Here is a 17,989-nt window from a genome sequence, read left to right as displayed (position 1 = left end):
ACAGAGCATGCCAACGACAAAATTTGCACATCTGCGTGTACATACTGAGTTTTCCCTGATTGATGGTTTAGTGCGCGTCAAAGGTTTAGTGGCGGCGGCTAAAGAGGCGGGTATGCCTGCCGTTGCGATGACAGACCAGGTGAACCTGTTTGCTTTGGTGAAGTTTTTCAAGGCGGCGACAGGGGCCGGTGTTAAGCCAATATGTGGCGCAGATATTTTAGTGCTTAATGAAACTGATAATGAAGCAGAACCCTATCGTGTCACTCTGCTGGTACAGAACGCGCTCGGTTATCGGCATTTAATGGAGTTAATTTCCAGAGCTTATGCACAAGGGCAGGGCTTTATTCTGGACAAAGCGTTGGTGAAAAAGTCATGGTTGATTGAAAAATCAGAAGGCTTGATCGCGTTGTCCGGATGTAGAGAGGGTGAGGTCGGCCGCGCGATGTTGTCTGGGAAAGGGATGGCAGACAGCCTTGTCGATGAGTGGATGGGGCTTTTTCCAGGACGCTTTTATCTTGAGGTGCAAAGAACCGGACGCGTTGGTGAAGATATTATTATTGCCGAAAGTGTGCGCTTAGGCCTGGAAAAAAACTGCCCGTTGGTTGCTACCAACGAAGTCATGTTTCTTAAAGAAAGCGACTTTGATGCACATGAGGCACGTGTTTGTATTAACCAGAGTCGCACGTTGGAAGATCCTCGACGGCCAAAGAATTACTCTGCACAGCAATACTTTCGCACTTCAGAAGAGATGCTTGAGCTTTTTTCTGATCTGCCCAGCGCCGTACAAAACACGCTGGAAATTGCCAAGCGCTGTAACATTGAGCTGGATTTAGGTACCTACTATCTTCCGAAATACCCGGTACCCGCCGGAATGATGATGGATGAGTACTTCTGTAAGGTTTCTGAAGATGGTCTGGAGCAGCGTTTAGAAGTACTGCTGGATAAAAATGACCCGGAGTATGCAGCAAAACGCAAACTGTATGATGAACGACTCACGTTTGAGCTCGATATTATTACGCAGATGGGGTTTCCCGGTTACTTTTTGATCGTCATGGACTTTATCCAATGGGCTAAGGATAACGGCATTCCTGTCGGACCCGGGCGTGGTTCGGGTGCTGGTTCACTGGTTGCTTATGCACAAAAGATTACCGACCTGGATCCGCTCGAATATGACCTGCTATTTGAGCGCTTTCTTAACCCGGAACGTGTCTCTATGCCCGATTTTGATATCGATTTTTGTATGGATAATCGTGATCAGGTGATTGACTACGTAGCGCGGACTTATGGTCGCGATGCTGTTTCGCAGATCATTACCTTCGGTACCATGGCCGCTAAAGCGGTTGTGCGGGATGTTGCGCGTGTGCAAGGTAAAGCGTTTGGTTTGGCGGATAAGCTATCAAAACTGATTCCGTTTGAAGTCGGCATAACGTTGACCAAAGCGATGGAGCAAGAGCCTGCATTAAGCGATTTTGTAGCAGGAAGTGAGGAAGCTCAGGAAATTATGGAGATGGCTTATAAACTCGAAGGGGTAACCCGGAACGTTGGTAAGCATGCAGGTGGTGTTGTTATCGCACCGACCAAACTCACTGATTTCTCAGCAACCTACTGTGATGCAGAAGGTCACGGTTTAGTGACTCAGTTCGATAAAAATGATGTAGAAGAAGCAGGCCTTGTTAAGTTTGACTTTCTGGGTTTGCGAACACTGACTATCATTGATTGGGCGATGAAGACCATTAATGCTATTCGAGCCAAAGAAGGGAAAGAGCCTCTCGATATCTCATTAATACCGCTGGAAGATAAAACGGTTTTTGATTTGCTGCAATCAGCCAATACAACCGCTGTATTTCAGTTAGAGTCCAGCGGCATGAAGGATCTGGTGCGTCGCTTGCTTCCTTCCCGCTTTGAAGACATTGTCGCGCTCGTGGCGCTGTTCCGTCCTGGGCCTCTTCAGTCGGGCATGGTTGATGACTTTATCAACCGTAAGCATGGGCGTGCAGAAATGGCATGGCCGCACGCAGATTATCAATTAGATAGTTTGCAACCGGTATTAGAGCCTACTTATGGGATTATTCTCTATCAAGAGCAGGTTATGCAGATTGCTCAGGTGATGGCGGGTTACTCTCTGGGCGGTGCCGATATGTTACGCCGTGCCATGGGTAAGAAAAAACCTGAAGAGATGGCGAAGCAGCGTGAAGGGTTTCTGGTTGGTTGTGAGCAGAATAATATTGATCGTGATCTCGCCGGTAACATATTTGATCTGGTAGAGAAGTTTGCCGGATATGGTTTCAATAAATCACACTCCGCTGCCTATGCGCTGGTGTCATATCAGACTGCCTGGCTGAAAACACATTATCCGGCACCCTTTATGGCCTCGGTTATGTCGGCGGATATGCAGAACACCGATAAAGTCGTCATCTTTATTGAAGATTGTCGTGCCATGGGATTGCCGCCAGCCTTGCCGGATGTGTGTTCTGGCGACTATATGTTTACGGTGAACGCTGAAGGGCAGATCGTATATGGCTTGGGAGCGATTAAAGGCGTCGGTGAAGGGCCCATCGAAGCGATCGTTAAAGCGCGCAATGATGGTGCGGGTGATTTTAAAGACTTCTTTGATTTTTGTAAGCGTGTGGGTGCGAAGAAACTCAATAAGCGTGTGCTTGAGGCGTTAGTTCGCTCGGGTGCGCTGGATAAGCTTGGGCCGGATCGTTCTGTATTATGGGCGGCTATAGGTGATGCGCTGCGTGCTGCTGATCAGAGTGAGCGAAATCAGGATTCCGGCATATTTGACTTGTTTGGTGAGGTCGAATCGGAGCAGCCACGCGATCCTTTCGAAGAATATCTTAATGTACGTCGCTGGTCGGATAAAGAGCGCCTCAAAGGTGAAAAAGATACGCTGGGCTTGTATCTGACAGGGCACCCTATTGATGAGTACGAAAAAGAGTTGAGCCGTTTCGTCTCGAAAAAGATAGTGGATCTGCAGCCTGCGCGAGGCCGGCAGCAAAAGATCGCCGGTCTGATTGTTGATCAGCGCGTTAAAAAGACCAAGCGTGGCGACTCGCTTTGTTTTCTGACGCTGGATGATCGCTCGGCGCGTATTGATATCACCGTTTATGGTGAGCTGTATGAGCAGACGCGTGACTGGGCGGTTAAAGATACGATCGTCATTATGGAAGGTGAAGTGACCCAGGATGACTATTCCGGGGGGCTTAAAGTTCGTTGCAATAAGCTCTCGAGCATTCCGCAGGCCCGGGTACAGTATGCTCAGATTGTCAAAGTTAAAACGGCTGAAAAAATGCTGTCTGCTCGTCATCTGAAGCAGTTTGAAGGGGTTTTGCAAACTTATCGCTCTGCGGAAGGACTTCCTGTTGCCGTAGAGTATTGCCGGGATGATGCTTCAGGGGTGGTCAAACTGGGTGATAGCTGGAGGGTAAACCCTTCGGATGAGTTGATTTTAGCCCTGAAAGATCATTTTGGCGACGAAAGCATCATACTAGAGTACTGATCAGGGTGGTTATCCTGTCGGTGTAACGGTAAAATCGGCAGATTGAATTTGATATATTTATTTACTGGTTAAGCGGAAAGAATCGAATGAATCCGAATTATCTGGATTTTGAGCAGCCTATCGCAGAGCTCGAAGCCAAAATTGAAGAGTTAAGGCTAGTTGGTGATGGTACAGAGATTAACATTACTGATGAACTAACCAAGCTGCTAGGAAAAAGCCGCAGTTTAACGGAATCGATCTTCACAAATCTTTCTGCATGGCAAATTTCACAGTTATCGCGTCATCCAAAGCGCCCTTATACGCTGGATTACGTACGCTTGATGTTTGAAGATTTTGAAGAGATTCATGGCGATCGGCATTTTTCTGATGATGCCGCCATTGTTGGTGGTATCGCACGTCTGGAAGGTCGGCCCGTGATGGTTATTGGTCATCAGAAAGGCCGTGAAGTCAAAGAAAAAGTACGTCGTAATTTTGGCATGCCGCGCCCGGAAGGTTATCGTAAGGCGTTGCGTCTTATGGAGATGGCAGAGCGCTTTGAAATGCCGATTCTGACGTTTATTGATACACCGGGCGCTTATCCTGGTATTGATGCAGAAGAGCGTGGTCAGAGTGAGGCGATTGCTTTTAATCTGGCAAAAATGTCTCAGTTTAAGACGCCGATCATCTCTACCGTAGTCGGAGAGGGTGGTTCTGGTGGCGCTCTGGCTATTGGTGTATGCGATGAGCTGGTGATGCTTCAATACGCTACTTATTCGGTGATCTCTCCTGAAGGTTGTGCTTCAATCTTGTGGAAAAGTTCTGAGCGTGCGCCTGATGCGGCTAAAGCGATGGGGATCACGTCGGGTAGCCTGCATGAACTTGGCTTGGTGGATAAAGTGGTCGCAGAGCCATTGGGTGGCGCACACCGTAACCCTGAAGCTCTGTGTATCAACCTGAAGAAAGCGTTAATCGACACATTAGGCAAGTTAGATAAGCTGTCTGTTGATGAGTTATTAGAGCGTCGCTACAAGCGCCTGATGTCTTACGGGTTAACATCTGCTTAAAGCAGCAGTAATGAACCGCCAGGCGTTGATATCTGCTTTTTTAGAATCAATACAAGCTTACCCCGGCAAACGCTGGGTTATCGCTTTAAGTGGCGGTTTGGATTCAATTGTGATGCTGCATCTGGCAGCATCACATCTCCCTTCCTGTAAACTTCACATACTCCATGTTAACCACCATTTGCAGGAAAGTGCTGATGCGTGGTCGGCTTTTTGCCAAAAGCAGGCTGAGAGTCTTGCGCTTCCGTTCACTCAAATAGATGTGTTCCCGGAAAATAGCAGCGAAGCGGCAGCGCGTGATGCCCGGTATGCGGCGTTTAGTCATTTTCTAAAGGCAGGTGATGTACTGCTTCTGGCGCATCATGCAGATGATCAGGCAGAAACTGTTTTATTTCGCTTGCTTCGTGGTAGTGGTTTGCATGGGTTGGCGGGAATGCCCTCGAGTAGAATGCTGGGGGGCAATAACATTGTACGTCCGCTACTATCGGTTCCCCGGCTTGAGCTGGAGACGTGGGCGCGTGCGCAGCAGTTAAGCTGGATAGAAGACCCGAGTAACCAAAGTTCGCTTTATGATAGAAATTTCTTGCGCTTAAAGGTACTTCCGGTTTTAAAGGAGCGCTGGCCCGCAGTGGTTGAGCGACTATCAGCGACGAGTCAACTGTTGCGGCATGAGCGACAGATGCTTGATGAGTATCTTGATCAGGAGTTAGCTGGGCTGTTGCTGGGTAAATGTGCGCTTGATGGTGATTTGCTGGCCTCTGTTGCGTCCCATAAGCGAAAAGCGCTCATTCGCCGCTGGGTTTATAATCTTCAGGGCGATACGTTGAACGAGATTCAGCTTGCGCAGGTGGATCAGGATTTTTTTCACTCAGCCGCCGACAAAAACCCTCAGTTTACGTTGAAATCGGCCCTTTTACGTCGCTATAGAGGCAACCTGCACCTGTGCTCCCTGGCAACAGATGAGGAATGTATCGAAAGGCTGCCGTTGTACGAGGGGCGTATTGACCTGAAAGGGGGTGTTTTGACGGTAGAGTCTTGTCAGGCTGGGAGTGATCGCCTTAAAGTGCTAGATAAGGTTGTTTGTGTTAAAAGGCTTGAGGGGATGAGTTGCCGGCCCGTTGGTCGAGGGCGAAAGACGCTTAAAAAGCTCTTCCAGGAAGCCTCCATTCCTCCTTGGCAGAGACAAAACTGGCCGGTTTGTATGGTGGATGACGAGATCGTTGCTCTACCTGGAATCTGTATCTGTGAAGGGTGGAATGCCACATCTTCTGACACGCCGGGATTCTCGCTAAGTTGGGAACCTTTCTGATTGTCCCGAGCCCCTTTCTTTGCTACCCTGTAGCCCCATCTTTGGTTAGTTTTTTTTCCTCACTTTCAGCTAAAACAGGTTCCACATGACGCGTTACATTTTCGTCACAGGTGGTGTCGTGTCCTCTTTGGGCAAAGGCATCGCATCCGCTTCGCTTGCAGCTATTTTAGAAGCGCGCGGTTTAAAAGTTACTATGTTGAAACTTGATCCTTATATCAATGTCGATCCTGGTACGATGAGCCCTTTCCAGCACGGGGAAGTGTTCGTTACGGAAGATGGGGCTGAGACGGATCTTGACCTTGGGCATTATGAACGATTTATTCGTACTACTATGAATAAACGTAATAACTTTACGACGGGACGTGTTTATCAACACGTACTGAATAAAGAACGCCGTGGCGACTATCTGGGAGGCACCGTTCAGGTGATCCCGCATATCACTGATGAAATTAAGCGTCGTGTTGTTGAAGGTGCTGGCGATGTTGATGTAGCACTTGTCGAAATTGGTGGGACGGTGGGTGATATAGAATCGCAACCCTTCCTCGAAGCTGTGCGTCAGTTGAAAGCAGAGGTTGGTTTCTCCCGCGCCATGTTTATGCACCTGACGCTGGTGCCATATATTGCCACCGCCGGTGAGATTAAGACCAAGCCATCCCAGCATTCAGTTAAAGAGCTGCGCTCGATCGGTATTCAGCCAGATATTCTGGTATGTCGTTCAGAGCAGGCCATTCCTGATTCAGCACGACGTAAGTTGTCGCTGTTTACTAACGTAGAGGAACGTGCCGTTATCTCTATGCCTGATGCCGAAACTATCTACGATATTCCTAAAATGCTCTGGGATCAGGGATTGGATGATATCGTTGTTGAACGTTTCAATCTGGACGCGCCAACAGCAGATCTGAGTGAGTGGATAGCTGTTGCCGATGCGCATCTTCATCCGGATGGCGAAGTTAAGATTGCCATGGTTGGAAAGTACATGGAATTGCTGGATGCGTATAAGTCGCTGATCGAAGCGATTTCCCATGCCGGTATCAAGCTGCGCAGAAAAGTACGTATTGAGTATATTGATTCCGAGCGTGTAGAACGTGAGGGCGTAGAAATACTTAAAGATGCCTGCGCGATTCTTGTTCCGGGTGGCTTTGGTGAACGCGGTGTGGAAGGCAAAATTTCTGCGGTTCAGTATGCACGTGAAAACAAAGTACCGTATTTGGGTATCTGTCTGGGAATGCAGGTCGCTGTTATAGAGTACGCGCGTCATGTTGCCAAACTAGAAGGTGCAACATCTACAGAATTCGATAAACACGCAGAGCACCCTGTTATCGGCTTGATAACCGAGTGGACAACAGAAGAAGGTGATGTCGAAGTACGCACTGCTGGCGCTGACCTGGGTGGCACTATGCGACTGGGTGCACAGAAGTGTCATCTTAAAGAGGGATCTACGGCCGCTCGTTCATACGGTAGCACCGATATTGTTGAACGCCATCGCCATCGCTATGAAGTAAATAATAATTACGTTTCGATTCTTGAAGAAGCTGGATTAAGTATTGCAGGACGTTCAGTAGATGGTGAACTTGTCGAAGTGGTAGAAGTGCCTGATCATCCGTGGTTCGTCGCATGTCAGTTCCATCCCGAGTTCACGTCATCTCCTCGTGATGGACATGGACTCTTCACTGGTTTTATTGAAGCAGCATTAGCTGAACAGGCGCGCCGTCAGTAAGAGTCCGTGCCGGGATTTTCATCGTTTTAGGAATATTGGAGAGAAAGAATGGCTAAGATTGCCGATATCAAAGCACGCGAAGTACTGGATTCACGAGGTAACCCAACGGTAGAAGCAGACGTGATTCTGGCGTCCGGTGTTGTGGGTTCTGCATGTGCCCCTTCCGGTGCCTCTACTGGTTCCCGTGAAGCATTAGAACTGCGTGACGGCGATAAATCCCGTTACTTAGGCAAAGGTGTTTTGAAAGCAGTAGCGGCTATCAATGGTGTTATTCGTGATGCCCTGATGGGAATGGATGTTACCGATCAGCGCGCATTAGATAATGTTATGTTGGCGTTAGATGGCACTGAAAATAAAGAGCATTTAGGCGCCAATGCGATTCTGGCAGTTTCTTTGGCTGCAGCCAAAGCGGCGGCTGTTGAAAAAGGCATTCCACTGTACGCACATATTGCCGAAATTAATGGTACCCCGGGGCAGTTTTCATTACCGGTGCCTATGATGAATATTATAAATGGCGGTGAGCATGCTGATAACAACGTTGATATTCAGGAGTTTATGGTTCAACCCGTCAACTTCACTAAGTTCTCAGATGGCCTGCGTTGCGGCGCTGAAATTTTCCACTCATTGAAAGCTGTGTTGAAAGCTAAAGGTTTGAGTACATCTGTGGGTGATGAAGGTGGTTTTGCACCGGATCTTGCATCTAACGAAGAAGCGTTGGTTGTTATTAAAGAAGCCATTTCAAATGCAGGTTATGAGTTAGGCAAGGATGTCACGTTAGCGTTGGATTGTGCAGCCTCTGAATTCTACAAAGATGGCAAGTATGATCTTTCCGGTGAAGGCAAAGTTTTTGATGCAGAAGGTTTCAGCGATTACCTGGCAGCGCTGACCGAAAACTACCCCATCGTTTCAATTGAAGACGGACTGGATGAGTCTGATTGGGATGGTTGGGCATATCTGACGAAGAAGATTGGCGATAAGGTGCAGTTAGTTGGTGATGATTTGTTTGTTACTAACACAAAAATCCTGAGTCGTGGTATTGAACAGAATATCGGCAATTCCATTTTGATTAAATTTAATCAGATCGGTTCGTTATCTGAAACGCTGGATGCTATTAAAATGGCAAAAGATGCGGGTTTCACTGTGGTGATATCACATCGTTCTGGTGAAACAGAAGATACCACTATTGCTGATTTGGCAGTGGGTACAGCGGCAGGACAGATTAAAACGGGTTCATTGTGCCGTTCTGATCGCGTTGCTAAGTACAATCGTCTGCTGCGTATTGAAGAAGAGCTGGGTGCTAAGGCTATTTATAACGGGCTTGCGGAAATAAAAGGTCAGGCGTAACGTCTGTATCTCTTCAGAAGGGGGCTTCGGCCCCCTTTTTAGACTCTGTTTTTAAGTTCTGTTTTTAAGTTCTGTTTTTAGGTTTTGTTTTTAGGCTCAGGGGCATATTGTGTTTCGCTGGTTTATTGCATTATTACTCGTCATACTTTTGGGACTGCAGTTTCGTCTTTGGTTTGGTGACGCCAATATTATGCATATATTAAATTTGCAGAAACAGATTGGTGAACAGGTCGAAGAAAACGAACGTCTGCAGATGCGTAACAGGCAGCTTGAGGCTGAAGTGACTGATCTGAAAAAAGGTCTTTCTGCTATTGAAGAGCGTGCCCGTAGTGATCAGGGTATGGTGCGCGAAGGTGAGACGTTTTATCAGCTGGTTGAACCTCCTTCCAAAGAAATTGAGAATTAATAATGGACCTGCCAACCCAGTATCACTATCTGAACACTAAGCCAATCAGTCAGGCTGTTATTCGTCAGCTACCTGAGGACTTTCAGGTGGTTGAAATCCCTTCTTTTGTTGCAGAAGGGGAAGGCGAGCACGAGTTTCTTCTGATTCGCAAAACGGGTGAAAATACCGACTGGGTAGCAAAGTTGCTGGCTAAGTTTTGTCAGATTCCCATTAAAGATGTCGGTTATGCCGGGAAAAAAGATCGTCATGCGGTTACTCAGCAGTGGTTTAGTGTTCGTTTGCCGATAACGCGTAAAATAGACTGGGCACTGTTTGGTGGCGATTCAATAGAAGTTCTTGAGTCGGTGCGCCATCAGAGGAAATTGCGATTAGGCGCCTTGCTGGGTAACCGCTTTACTATCCGGCTGAGAAATCTGACCCATGAAAGTGAATTCCTCGAACGCCTTGAAAGCATTAAAACAGGTGTGCCGAATTACTTTGGTGAGCAACGTTTTGGCCGGGAGGGTGGAAACCTGATTAAAGGTCTGGCGATGATTAATGGCGAGTTTAAAGAGCGCCAGCGTCACAAAAAAGGCTTATATATTTCGGCCGTCAGATCCTGGCTATTTAATCACATAGCATCCCAGAGAATTGAGCAGGGACTATGGGATAAAATTATGCCAGGCGATATCATGATGTTGAATGGTTCGCGTAGTCATTTTCTGGCTGAAGCAGTCGATGATGCGCTCATAGCAAGGTTGCAAACGTTTGATGTACATTTGAGTGGGCCGCTTTGGGGAAGAGGTACGACTCTTGTGGCTGATCAGGCCGCTGCATGGGAAAACAGTATTGTGGACCCTTGGCGGAGTGTAACCGAGCGTTTGGAGCACTTGGGATTGCAACAGGAACGCAGAGCGTTAAGATTAGTACCTGAAGGGCTGCGCGCTATTAAAGAGTCGGATGGGCAATGGCTATTAAGCTTTTCGTTGCCGGCCGGTTCTTTTGCGACTAGTGTATTGCGGGAATTGTGTGAGACTTTACAGACCTAAGCAGAAGAAAAATAATTATGAATATTCTGATCTCCAATGACGACGGCGTATTTTCTCCAGGGCTGGAAGCGCTGGCGCAGGCATTGTCTGAAGTGGCTCAGGTGCAGATCGTTGCTCCTGACCGAAATCGTAGCGGTGCCAGTAATGCACTAACCTTGTCTCGTCCCGTTGATGCGCATCAGCATGAAAACAATGGATTTTTCAGCTTGAATGGCACCCCTACTGATTGTGTTCATATGGGGATTTCCGGATTATTTGGCATGCTGCCTGATATTGTTGTATCGGGTATAAATGCAGGCGCTAATCTGGGCGACGATGTTATCTATTCTGGTACCGTTGCTGCGGCGATGGAGGGACGGGCATTAGGGTTGCCGCCGATCGCTATCTCATTAGCCAGTCATGATCCGAAATATTATGCGACAGCGGCGGCTGTCGCCAAAAATATACTGATGAATATTGAAAAACTCAAATTACCTGCGCGTACCGTATTGAATATTAATGTGCCGGATCTGCCGCTTTCTGAAATCAAGGGTATTCATATTACACGATTAGGCCACAGGGCCGCGGCTGGGAAACCCGTGGCCGTAGCGGACCCGCGGGGAAAAATACGTTACTGGGTGGCTGGTTCTGGCGATGCGGTAGATAAAGAGCCGGGAACCGACTTTCATGCGATTGAACAAGGTTTCGTTTCAATTACGCCTTTACATATCGATATGACCTTGTATGCAGGTATGGAAAGTCTGGGAGAGTGGTTGGAGGATCTTCAGTGAATGATATCCGTCTTCAGGGTATAGGTATGACCTCACGAAGAACGCGTGATCGTCTTATTACGCGTCTTCGGGAACAAAATATTACGGATGAGCAGGTACTTGCTGTTATCAAAGAAACGCCCCGTCATATCTTTATTGATGAGGCGCTATCTCACCGTGCTTACGAAGATACCGCATTACCTATCGGCTTTAATCAGACGATTTCTCAGCCCTATATTGTGGCGAAAATGACAGAGTTACTACTTGCTGCCGGTCCTCTGAAGCGTGTTTTGGAAGTCGGAACCGGGTCTGGTTATCAAACCGCGGTGATTGCGCAGCTGGTAGATCAGGTTTATTCAGTGGAGCGAATTAAGCAGTTACAAGACAAGTCGAAGGAGCGCTTCCAGCAGATGGGATTGAAAAATATCTATCTCCAACATACGGATGGTGGTATGGGCTGGCCGTCTAAAGCTCCTTTTGATGGCATCATGGTAACGGCCGCACCGGAAAAGATCCCTGAAGAGCTGTTAGCTCAGTTAGCTATTGGTGGAAGGTTAGTGATTCCCGTGGGGCAGTCTCAGCAACAATTAAAGCTGGTCATTCGGGTAAATGAGATGGCTTTTGATACCCATATTATTGAGAATGTTAAGTTCGTGCCTTTATTGGCCGGAACAATACGATAAGGAGATAGATATTGTGAGCCAGCAGCGTCGCTTAAAAGAGTATTTTATCTTGGCTTGCAAAGGCGTTTTGATGGGCGCTGCCGATGCCGTTCCTGGTGTGTCAGGCGGAACCATTGCTTTTATTACGGGTATTTATGAAGAGCTGATCGGCAGTATTCGCCGCTTTGATCTTGATGCAGTCAGGGTGTTATTTTCTCAAGGGCCACGGGCTTTCTGGAAGCATGTTAATGGTAATTTTTTACTGACGTTGCTCAGCGGAATTATTATCAGCCTGGTGACGTTTGCCAATATCGTTTTGTTTATGCTGGCCAGTTATCCCGTTATGCTCTGGTCGTTCTTTTTCGGGCTGATTCTGGCGTCAACCTGGGTGATATCAAGGCATATTCCCCATTGGGACTCTACCTATATTACATTGTTTCTGACGGGGGCAGTGCTAGCCTATTTAATTACCAGTTTAACCCCTACAGAGATTCCGGTGAGTGCAGTGACGGTATTTTTATCAGGCAGCATCGCGATTTGTGCAATGATTCTGCCTGGGATATCGGGTTCGTTTATTTTATTGTTATTAGGAATGTATGCTCCGGTACTGCAAGCGATTAAAGATGCTGAGCTAGCCATCATCGGGTTATTCGGCGCCGGATGTGTTGTCGGTTTATTAAGTTTTTCCCGATTACTGAATTGGTTATTTACAACACACAGAATGCCAACATTGGCTGTGATGTCTGGTTTTCTTCTGGGGTCATTAAACAAAGTCTGGCCCTGGAAATACACGACGGCCTACACATTAAATAGCCATGGTAAGCAAGTACCATTAGCCCAGGATAACGTGTCTCCTTTTGTCTATGAGGCGTTAAGTGGTCAGGACTCTTTCATGATGGCATCCATTGCTTTATTAATATTAGGTGTAGTAATTGTACTGTGGATGGAAAGAGGCCAGTCAACGAACAGATAAATTGTGTATATCCGACAGAATAGCAAAGAGATTAAAATAAAAATCATTCTGATAAGCGTAATGCTTCTGATGTTGCAAGGGTGCGCCTCGGGATATGCCCCCGTGAGTGACCGTTCCAGTGCGCTTGATAATAAAGTGGAGCTGGTCAGGTCTTCCAGGTATCGGAACGCACCGACAACGTATCGTGTTAAACGAGGCGATACACTGTATTCAATCGCATGGCGCTACGGATTAGATTACCGTGAGTTGGCTCGCGCTAATAATATAGACCAGAGCTTCAGAATTAATGCGGGTCAGACACTCTATTTGAAAGGTCCCGTTACTGCCGCTGCAAAAGTGGCGCCTGGCATAGTGGCATCTACGAAGACTAAGGGGGAGTCGGGTGTAAAGCAGACAGCGCCCCCAACTGTCACTCCTGATCCTCAAGCTGAAAAAATTCAGCCGTCCGCAACAGTAGTACATCAAAAAGAACCTGTATCAGCACCCGTAGCGAGTAAAGATCTGATTTGGCAATGGCCAGCAAAAGGTAGGGTCATCAGTACTTATTCAGATAAGGGTAATGTTAATAAAGGTATTAATATGGAAGGGCAGCGAGGTGAGCCAGTGTATGCCGCTGCTGCAGGAAAAGTCGTGTATGCGGGGAGCGGTTTACTGGGTTATGGAAATCTTATAATCATTAATCATAATCAGGAATACCTCAGTGCTTATGCTCACAATAGTAATATTTTTGTAAAAGAGAACGAAAATGTTAATGCTGGAGCGAAAGTTGCCGAAATAGGTAATAGCGGTACAACTCGCACGATGCTTCATTTCGAAATCCGCAAGGATGGTAAGCCAGTTAATCCGCTACGATATCTACCCAAAAGGTAGACCATATTAATTTTGATAGTGCTAGATAGGTGATGACGGTGATGACGATTCTCGAAAAAAGTAAGCAGAAAAAAGAAGAGCTGTTACTCGATTCTGATGATGGCGATAATCTGGATATGGATACAGAGGCGACTGTTGATGACGAACCTGAGTTTCTCAACAGTGGGCGTGGACGCGGTAGTTTGGCACATAAAGATTTAATGAATGCCAAGTCTTTAGATGCGACTCAGCTGTATCTTAATGAGATTGGATTTTCACCGCTACTCAGTGCTGAAGAAGAGGTCTACTTTTCCCGACTTGCGTTAAAAGGTGATATGAAAGCGCGCAAGCGAATGATCGAAAGTAACCTCCGTTTGGTGGTTAAAATCTCGCGTCGTTATATTAATCGTGGTCTGACTTTGTTGGATCTGATTGAAGAGGGTAACCTTGGTCTGATTCGTGCCGTCGAAAAATTTGATCCTGAACGTGGTTTCCGGTTTTCTACTTATGCCACCTGGTGGATCAGACAAACGATTGAACGTGCGATCATGAATCAAACACGTACGATTAGATTACCCATACATGTGGTCAAAGAGCTGAATGTGTATCTGCGCGCTGCACGTGAGCTGTCTCAGAAACTCGATCATGAGCCTACAGCTGAAGAAATTGCTGAGTTGGTGAGTAAGCCTGTAGATAAAGTTCAGAAAGTTCTGAGGCTGAATGAGCGAGTCACCTCCATTGATATACCTATGGGTGATTCCGATAAGTCTGCCATTGAAACTATCGCTGACACAGAAACCTCGGATCCTGAAGTGCTGCTTCAGAATACCAATATTAGTGGTAATCTCGACAAGTGGTTGGATATGCTTCCAGACAAGCATGCTGAAGTTTTATCACGCCGTTTTGGCTTGCGTAATTATGAAATGAGCACGTTGGAAGAGGTGGGTACAGAAATTGGTCTGACACGTGAACGTGTCAGACAAATTCAGGTTGAAGCGTTGCGTAAGCTGCGTGAAATTGTTGAGAAAAACGGTCTGAGCAGCGAAGACTTACTGGCATAATCGTTGTTAATTATGTCATCTACTCGTGATTATTTAATGAGAAGGGCAAGCTTGTTAGGCTTGTCTTTCCATTCTTCCGCATCTTCCATGGGTTCAATACGCTCGGTAATATTGGGCCACTTTTCTGCCAGTTGAGCATTTATCTCTATAAATATCTGCTGATCTTCCGGGACATCATCATCTAAGAAAATCGCTTCCGCAGGGCATTCCGGCTCACATAAACCGCAATCTATGCATTCATCAGGATGGATGACCAGAAAATTTTCGCCTGCGTAAAAGCAATCTACCGGGCAGACTTCCACACAATCCGTATATTTACAGCGTATACAGTTTTGCGTCACTACATAGGTCATTATTTACCTCCACGCATATTTTTTCGGCTGGCAATTAGGACTGCCATTGGTTTTGTAAATAGTTTTGTTATTTGGCTTCTTTAAAGAGTGCCTTAAAGTTTACTTTTTAATGAATATAGCAGTTCCAGTGCCTCACGTGGAGAGAGATTGTCCACATCCAGCTGTTTTAGTTGTTCGATGGCCGGGTGGGTATGTGAGTTGAACATATCATCCTGAATGGGCGGTGGCGGTGCAGCACGCTTGCTTGATACAACAGAATCGGCTTCCAGCTGAATTAGTTTTTGTTTTGCCTGAGCGATCACGTGGTCAGGCACCCCGGCCAGTTGTGCCACTTGTAAACCGTAACTCTGGCTTGCGGGTCCATCATGAACTTCATGCATGAAAACGATGCTGTCCTGGTGTTCCAGAGCGTTGAGGTGAACGTTAAAGACACCTTCCTGCTGCTCAGGAAGCGCGGTAAGCTCAAAATAGTGCGTGGCGAATAAGGTAAAAGCTTTAATCTGTAACGCCAGAAACTCTGCTGCAGACCACGCTAGGGATAAACCGTCGAAGGTGCTGGTTCCTCTGCCCACTTCATCCATCAGCACCAGACTGTTTTCAGTGGCATTGTGTAAAATGTTAGCGGTTTCTGTCATCTCTACCATAAAGGTAGATCGCCCACCGGCCAAATCATCCGAAGAGCCCATGCGCGTAAAGATACGATCCATAATGCCAATGTTGACCACTTCAGCAGGCACATAACTGCCAATGTGTGCCAACAAGCTTATGAGTGCCGCCTGGCGCATGTAGGTGGATTTACCGCCCATGTTTGGGCCGGTGATGATCAGCATGCGTCGCTCGGGATCCAGTGACAGATCATTGGCAACAAAGGGTGACTCCAGGACCGACTCAACGACCGGATGGCGTCCCGCAATAATATGAAGCTGTGGCGTATCATGCAGGTGAGGGGCGTTAAAGTTAAGTGTATCAGCCCGCTCGGCAAGGTTGTTGAGTGTATCCAGTTCTGCCAGTGCCTGTGCGCAATCCTGCAATGCAGGAAGCTGTTCTGCTAATAGGGCTATGAGTGCTTCATACAAGGATTTTTCACGTGCCAGCGCGCGGCTTTTAGCACTGAGTGCTTTGTCTTCAAAACTTTTAAGTTCGGGAGTGATAAAGCGTTCAGCATTTTTCAGTGTCTGGCGGCGAATATAATCAGCAGGTGCGGCATCCGCCTGGCCTTTGCTGATCTCGATAAAGTAGCCATGTACCCGGTTGTATCCCACCTTGAGTGTGGATATGCCCGAGCGTTCACGTTCTTGTTGCTCTAGTTTGATCAAATAGTCGCCGGCGTTTTCACTGATATTGCGCAGCTCGTCTAACTCTTCGTCATAACCTTCAGCAATAACACCGCCATCCCGAATCACCACGGGAGGGTTATCCATAATGGCTTTTTTCAGTAAGCTGGCTTGTTCCGGGAATTCACTGATCGACGCTGATAATGCATTGATATGAGGTGCACGATGTTCATCGACGAGTAACGCTTGCAGTTCAGGTAGACGCTGCAAAGCATCTTTCAGGCGTTCGAGGTCTCGGGGGCGTGCAGAACCCAGCCCGACACGTGATAAAATACGCTCAATATCGCCTATCCCCTTGAGTGTTTCTGCCAGGGATTCATAGCGATAGTTTTGCTGCAACCAGCGAATCGAGCTTTGGCGTTGCAGTAATGTACTTTTGTCCCTGAGGGGCTGGTTTAACCAGCGTCGCAACAGCCGGCTACCCATCGACGTGGCGGTGTTATCCATCACGCTTAATAAAGTATTTTCGCGCCCGCCGGCCAGGTTCTGATCAATTTCCAGATTGCGGCGTGTTGCTGCATCCAGAATAACGGTTTCAGATCGTTGTTCTATCTGTAGTCGACGGATATGCGGTAAAGCAGAGCGTTGCGTGTCTTTTGCGTATTGCAGCAGGCATCCTGCCGCACCAATGGCGATGTGCATCTGTGCACAACCGAAACCTTCAAGATCTTGCGTGTTGAACTGTTGGCACAATAAGCGCTGTGAGGTTTCCGGTTCAAAATTCCACGGGGCTTGCGGGCGAATGCCTTTACGCCCTTTGAGTAGTTGGCCCAGATTGCTGTCGTCGTTATACAGCACTTCTGCAGGTTTGAGGCGCTCTAATTCAGCGAGTAATGACTCGTCATCCTCAAGCTCCATCAGGCTAAAACGCCCGGTGCTGATATCGACTAAAGAAACGCCATAGCGTGACTGGGAGGCGTAGATCGCCAATAATATGTTATCGCGGGATTCATCTAAAAAAGCTTCGTCACTTAAGGTGCCCGGTGTAACGATACGCGCAACCTTGCGTTCCATGGGGCCTTTGCTCGCGGCAGGATCACCAAACTGTTCACAAATAACGACAGACTCGCCTGCGCTGACAATTTTGGCGATATAGCCTTCGGCCGCATGATAAGGCAGACCCGCCATAGGAATCGGATTGCCGCCTGATTTTCCCCGCGCCGTCAGTGAAATGTTGAGCAACGCTGATGCGCGCTTAGCGTCATCATAAAATAGCTCGTAAAAATCCCCCATCCGATAAAAAACCAGCTGATCCGGATGTTCAGCTTTAATTTTAAAATACTGCTGCATCATCGGTGTGTGTTCAGGCTTTGTAGCTATTGTTTTAGCTGTTTTTTTACTCATTATAAATCTATTATGCCTATATAAAACAATTGGTTAGCTATTATCTTGTTGAGTCAGACTGTTTCTGCTGTGTTCATGTTGTTTCATGTGTATTCATTAAAAAGTTACACTTTTTTGTTCAGCCAGCCCCGGCGCTTGATCATAAGTGCATGGAAATCTAGTGCTAATAAAGGAGATCAAAACAAGTGATGCAGGTTACCAAATCAGCCGCTAAACCGCTATCGTCAGCGGCTATGAGGCGATGAAGCCTGACGCCAAGGTCAAAGCAGATTCAGTTAATTGCAGGTGTCTGTTCTTTTCCTTCGCAAAAAAGCAGGT

General features: G+C 47.2%; 14 protein-coding genes. 12 read left to right on the top strand and 2 right to left on the bottom strand.

The window, feature by feature from the left end; all coding sequences use genetic code 11:
- Window positions 1-7: 7 nt before the first annotated feature.
- The 12 genes from dnaE to rpoS all read left to right on the top strand — a co-directional run bounded on the left by dnaE (window position 8) and on the right by rpoS (window position 14,640).
- Complete coding sequence (gene dnaE, locus BM099_RS04575) at window positions 8-3,502, top strand: DNA polymerase III subunit alpha (protein WP_090725028.1); 3,495 nt, start codon at window positions 8-10, stop codon at window positions 3,500-3,502.
- Between the two features lie 86 nt (window positions 3,503-3,588).
- Window positions 3,589-4,545 (top strand): acetyl-CoA carboxylase carboxyl transferase subunit alpha, encoded by a 957-nt coding sequence (accA, locus tag BM099_RS04570; protein WP_090725025.1) that lies wholly within the window; start codon window positions 3,589-3,591, stop codon window positions 4,543-4,545.
- A 10-nt stretch (window positions 4,546-4,555) separates the two neighbouring features.
- Window positions 4,556-5,851: a tRNA lysidine(34) synthetase TilS gene (gene tilS / locus BM099_RS04565; RefSeq protein ID WP_090725023.1), complete on the top strand. Its 1,296-nt coding sequence runs from the start codon at window positions 4,556-4,558 to the stop codon at window positions 5,849-5,851.
- A gap of 85 nt (window positions 5,852-5,936) precedes the next feature.
- Window positions 5,937-7,568, top strand: coding sequence for a CTP synthase (locus tag BM099_RS04560; RefSeq protein ID WP_090725018.1), 1,632 nt, complete (start codon window positions 5,937-5,939; stop codon window positions 7,566-7,568).
- Between the two features lie 48 nt (window positions 7,569-7,616).
- Window positions 7,617-8,912: a phosphopyruvate hydratase gene (eno, locus tag BM099_RS04555; RefSeq protein WP_090725016.1), complete on the top strand. Its 1,296-nt coding sequence runs from the start codon at window positions 7,617-7,619 to the stop codon at window positions 8,910-8,912.
- Window positions 8,913-9,021: 109 nt separating this feature from the next.
- Entirely contained in the window at window positions 9,022-9,318 is a 297-nt protein-coding gene (gene ftsB, locus BM099_RS04550; RefSeq protein WP_090725013.1) for a cell division protein FtsB, read from the top strand.
- 2 nt (window positions 9,319-9,320) lie between these two features.
- Complete coding sequence (gene truD / locus BM099_RS04545) at window positions 9,321-10,346, top strand: tRNA pseudouridine(13) synthase TruD (protein WP_090725011.1); 1,026 nt, start codon at window positions 9,321-9,323, stop codon at window positions 10,344-10,346.
- Between the two features lie 17 nt (window positions 10,347-10,363).
- The gene (surE, locus tag BM099_RS04540) at window positions 10,364-11,116 is read left to right on the top strand and encodes a 5'/3'-nucleotidase SurE (protein ID WP_090725007.1); all 753 of its coding nucleotides are present in this window, start codon (window positions 10,364-10,366) and stop codon (window positions 11,114-11,116) included.
- A 26-nt stretch (window positions 11,117-11,142) separates the two neighbouring features.
- Window positions 11,143-11,778, top strand: a complete 636-nt coding sequence (locus BM099_RS04535) for a protein-L-isoaspartate(D-aspartate) O-methyltransferase (RefSeq protein WP_198064094.1) — start codon at window positions 11,143-11,145, stop codon at window positions 11,776-11,778.
- 13 nt (window positions 11,779-11,791) lie between these two features.
- Entirely contained in the window at window positions 11,792-12,730 is a 939-nt protein-coding gene (locus BM099_RS04530; RefSeq protein ID WP_244889912.1) for a polyprenyl-phosphate transporter, read from the top strand.
- Window positions 12,731-12,832: 102 nt separating this feature from the next.
- The gene (locus BM099_RS04525; protein WP_244889911.1) at window positions 12,833-13,600 is read left to right on the top strand and encodes a peptidoglycan DD-metalloendopeptidase family protein; all 768 of its coding nucleotides are present in this window, start codon (window positions 12,833-12,835) and stop codon (window positions 13,598-13,600) included.
- 41 nt (window positions 13,601-13,641) lie between these two features.
- Window positions 13,642-14,640: an RNA polymerase sigma factor RpoS gene (gene rpoS / locus BM099_RS04520; RefSeq protein WP_090725001.1), complete on the top strand. Its 999-nt coding sequence runs from the start codon at window positions 13,642-13,644 to the stop codon at window positions 14,638-14,640.
- A 29-nt stretch (window positions 14,641-14,669) separates the two neighbouring features.
- Here rpoS and fdxA read toward each other — a convergent pair whose 3' ends face one another.
- Window positions 14,670-14,993, bottom strand: coding sequence for a ferredoxin FdxA (gene fdxA / locus BM099_RS04515; protein WP_090724998.1), 324 nt, complete (start codon window positions 14,991-14,993; stop codon window positions 14,670-14,672).
- 92 nt (window positions 14,994-15,085) lie between these two features.
- Window positions 15,086-17,671 (bottom strand): DNA mismatch repair protein MutS, encoded by a 2,586-nt coding sequence (gene mutS / locus BM099_RS04510; protein WP_090724995.1) that lies wholly within the window; start codon window positions 17,669-17,671, stop codon window positions 15,086-15,088.
- Between the last annotated feature and the right edge of the window lie 318 nt (window positions 17,672-17,989).

It is taken from the genome of Neptunomonas qingdaonensis (assembly GCF_900113275.1).
In the GTDB taxonomy this organism is placed as follows: domain Bacteria; phylum Pseudomonadota; class Gammaproteobacteria; order Pseudomonadales; family Balneatricaceae; genus Neptunomonas; species Neptunomonas qingdaonensis.
Note: the sequence above shows the minus strand (reverse complement) of the source record. Positions and strands in the feature narration are given on the sequence as shown.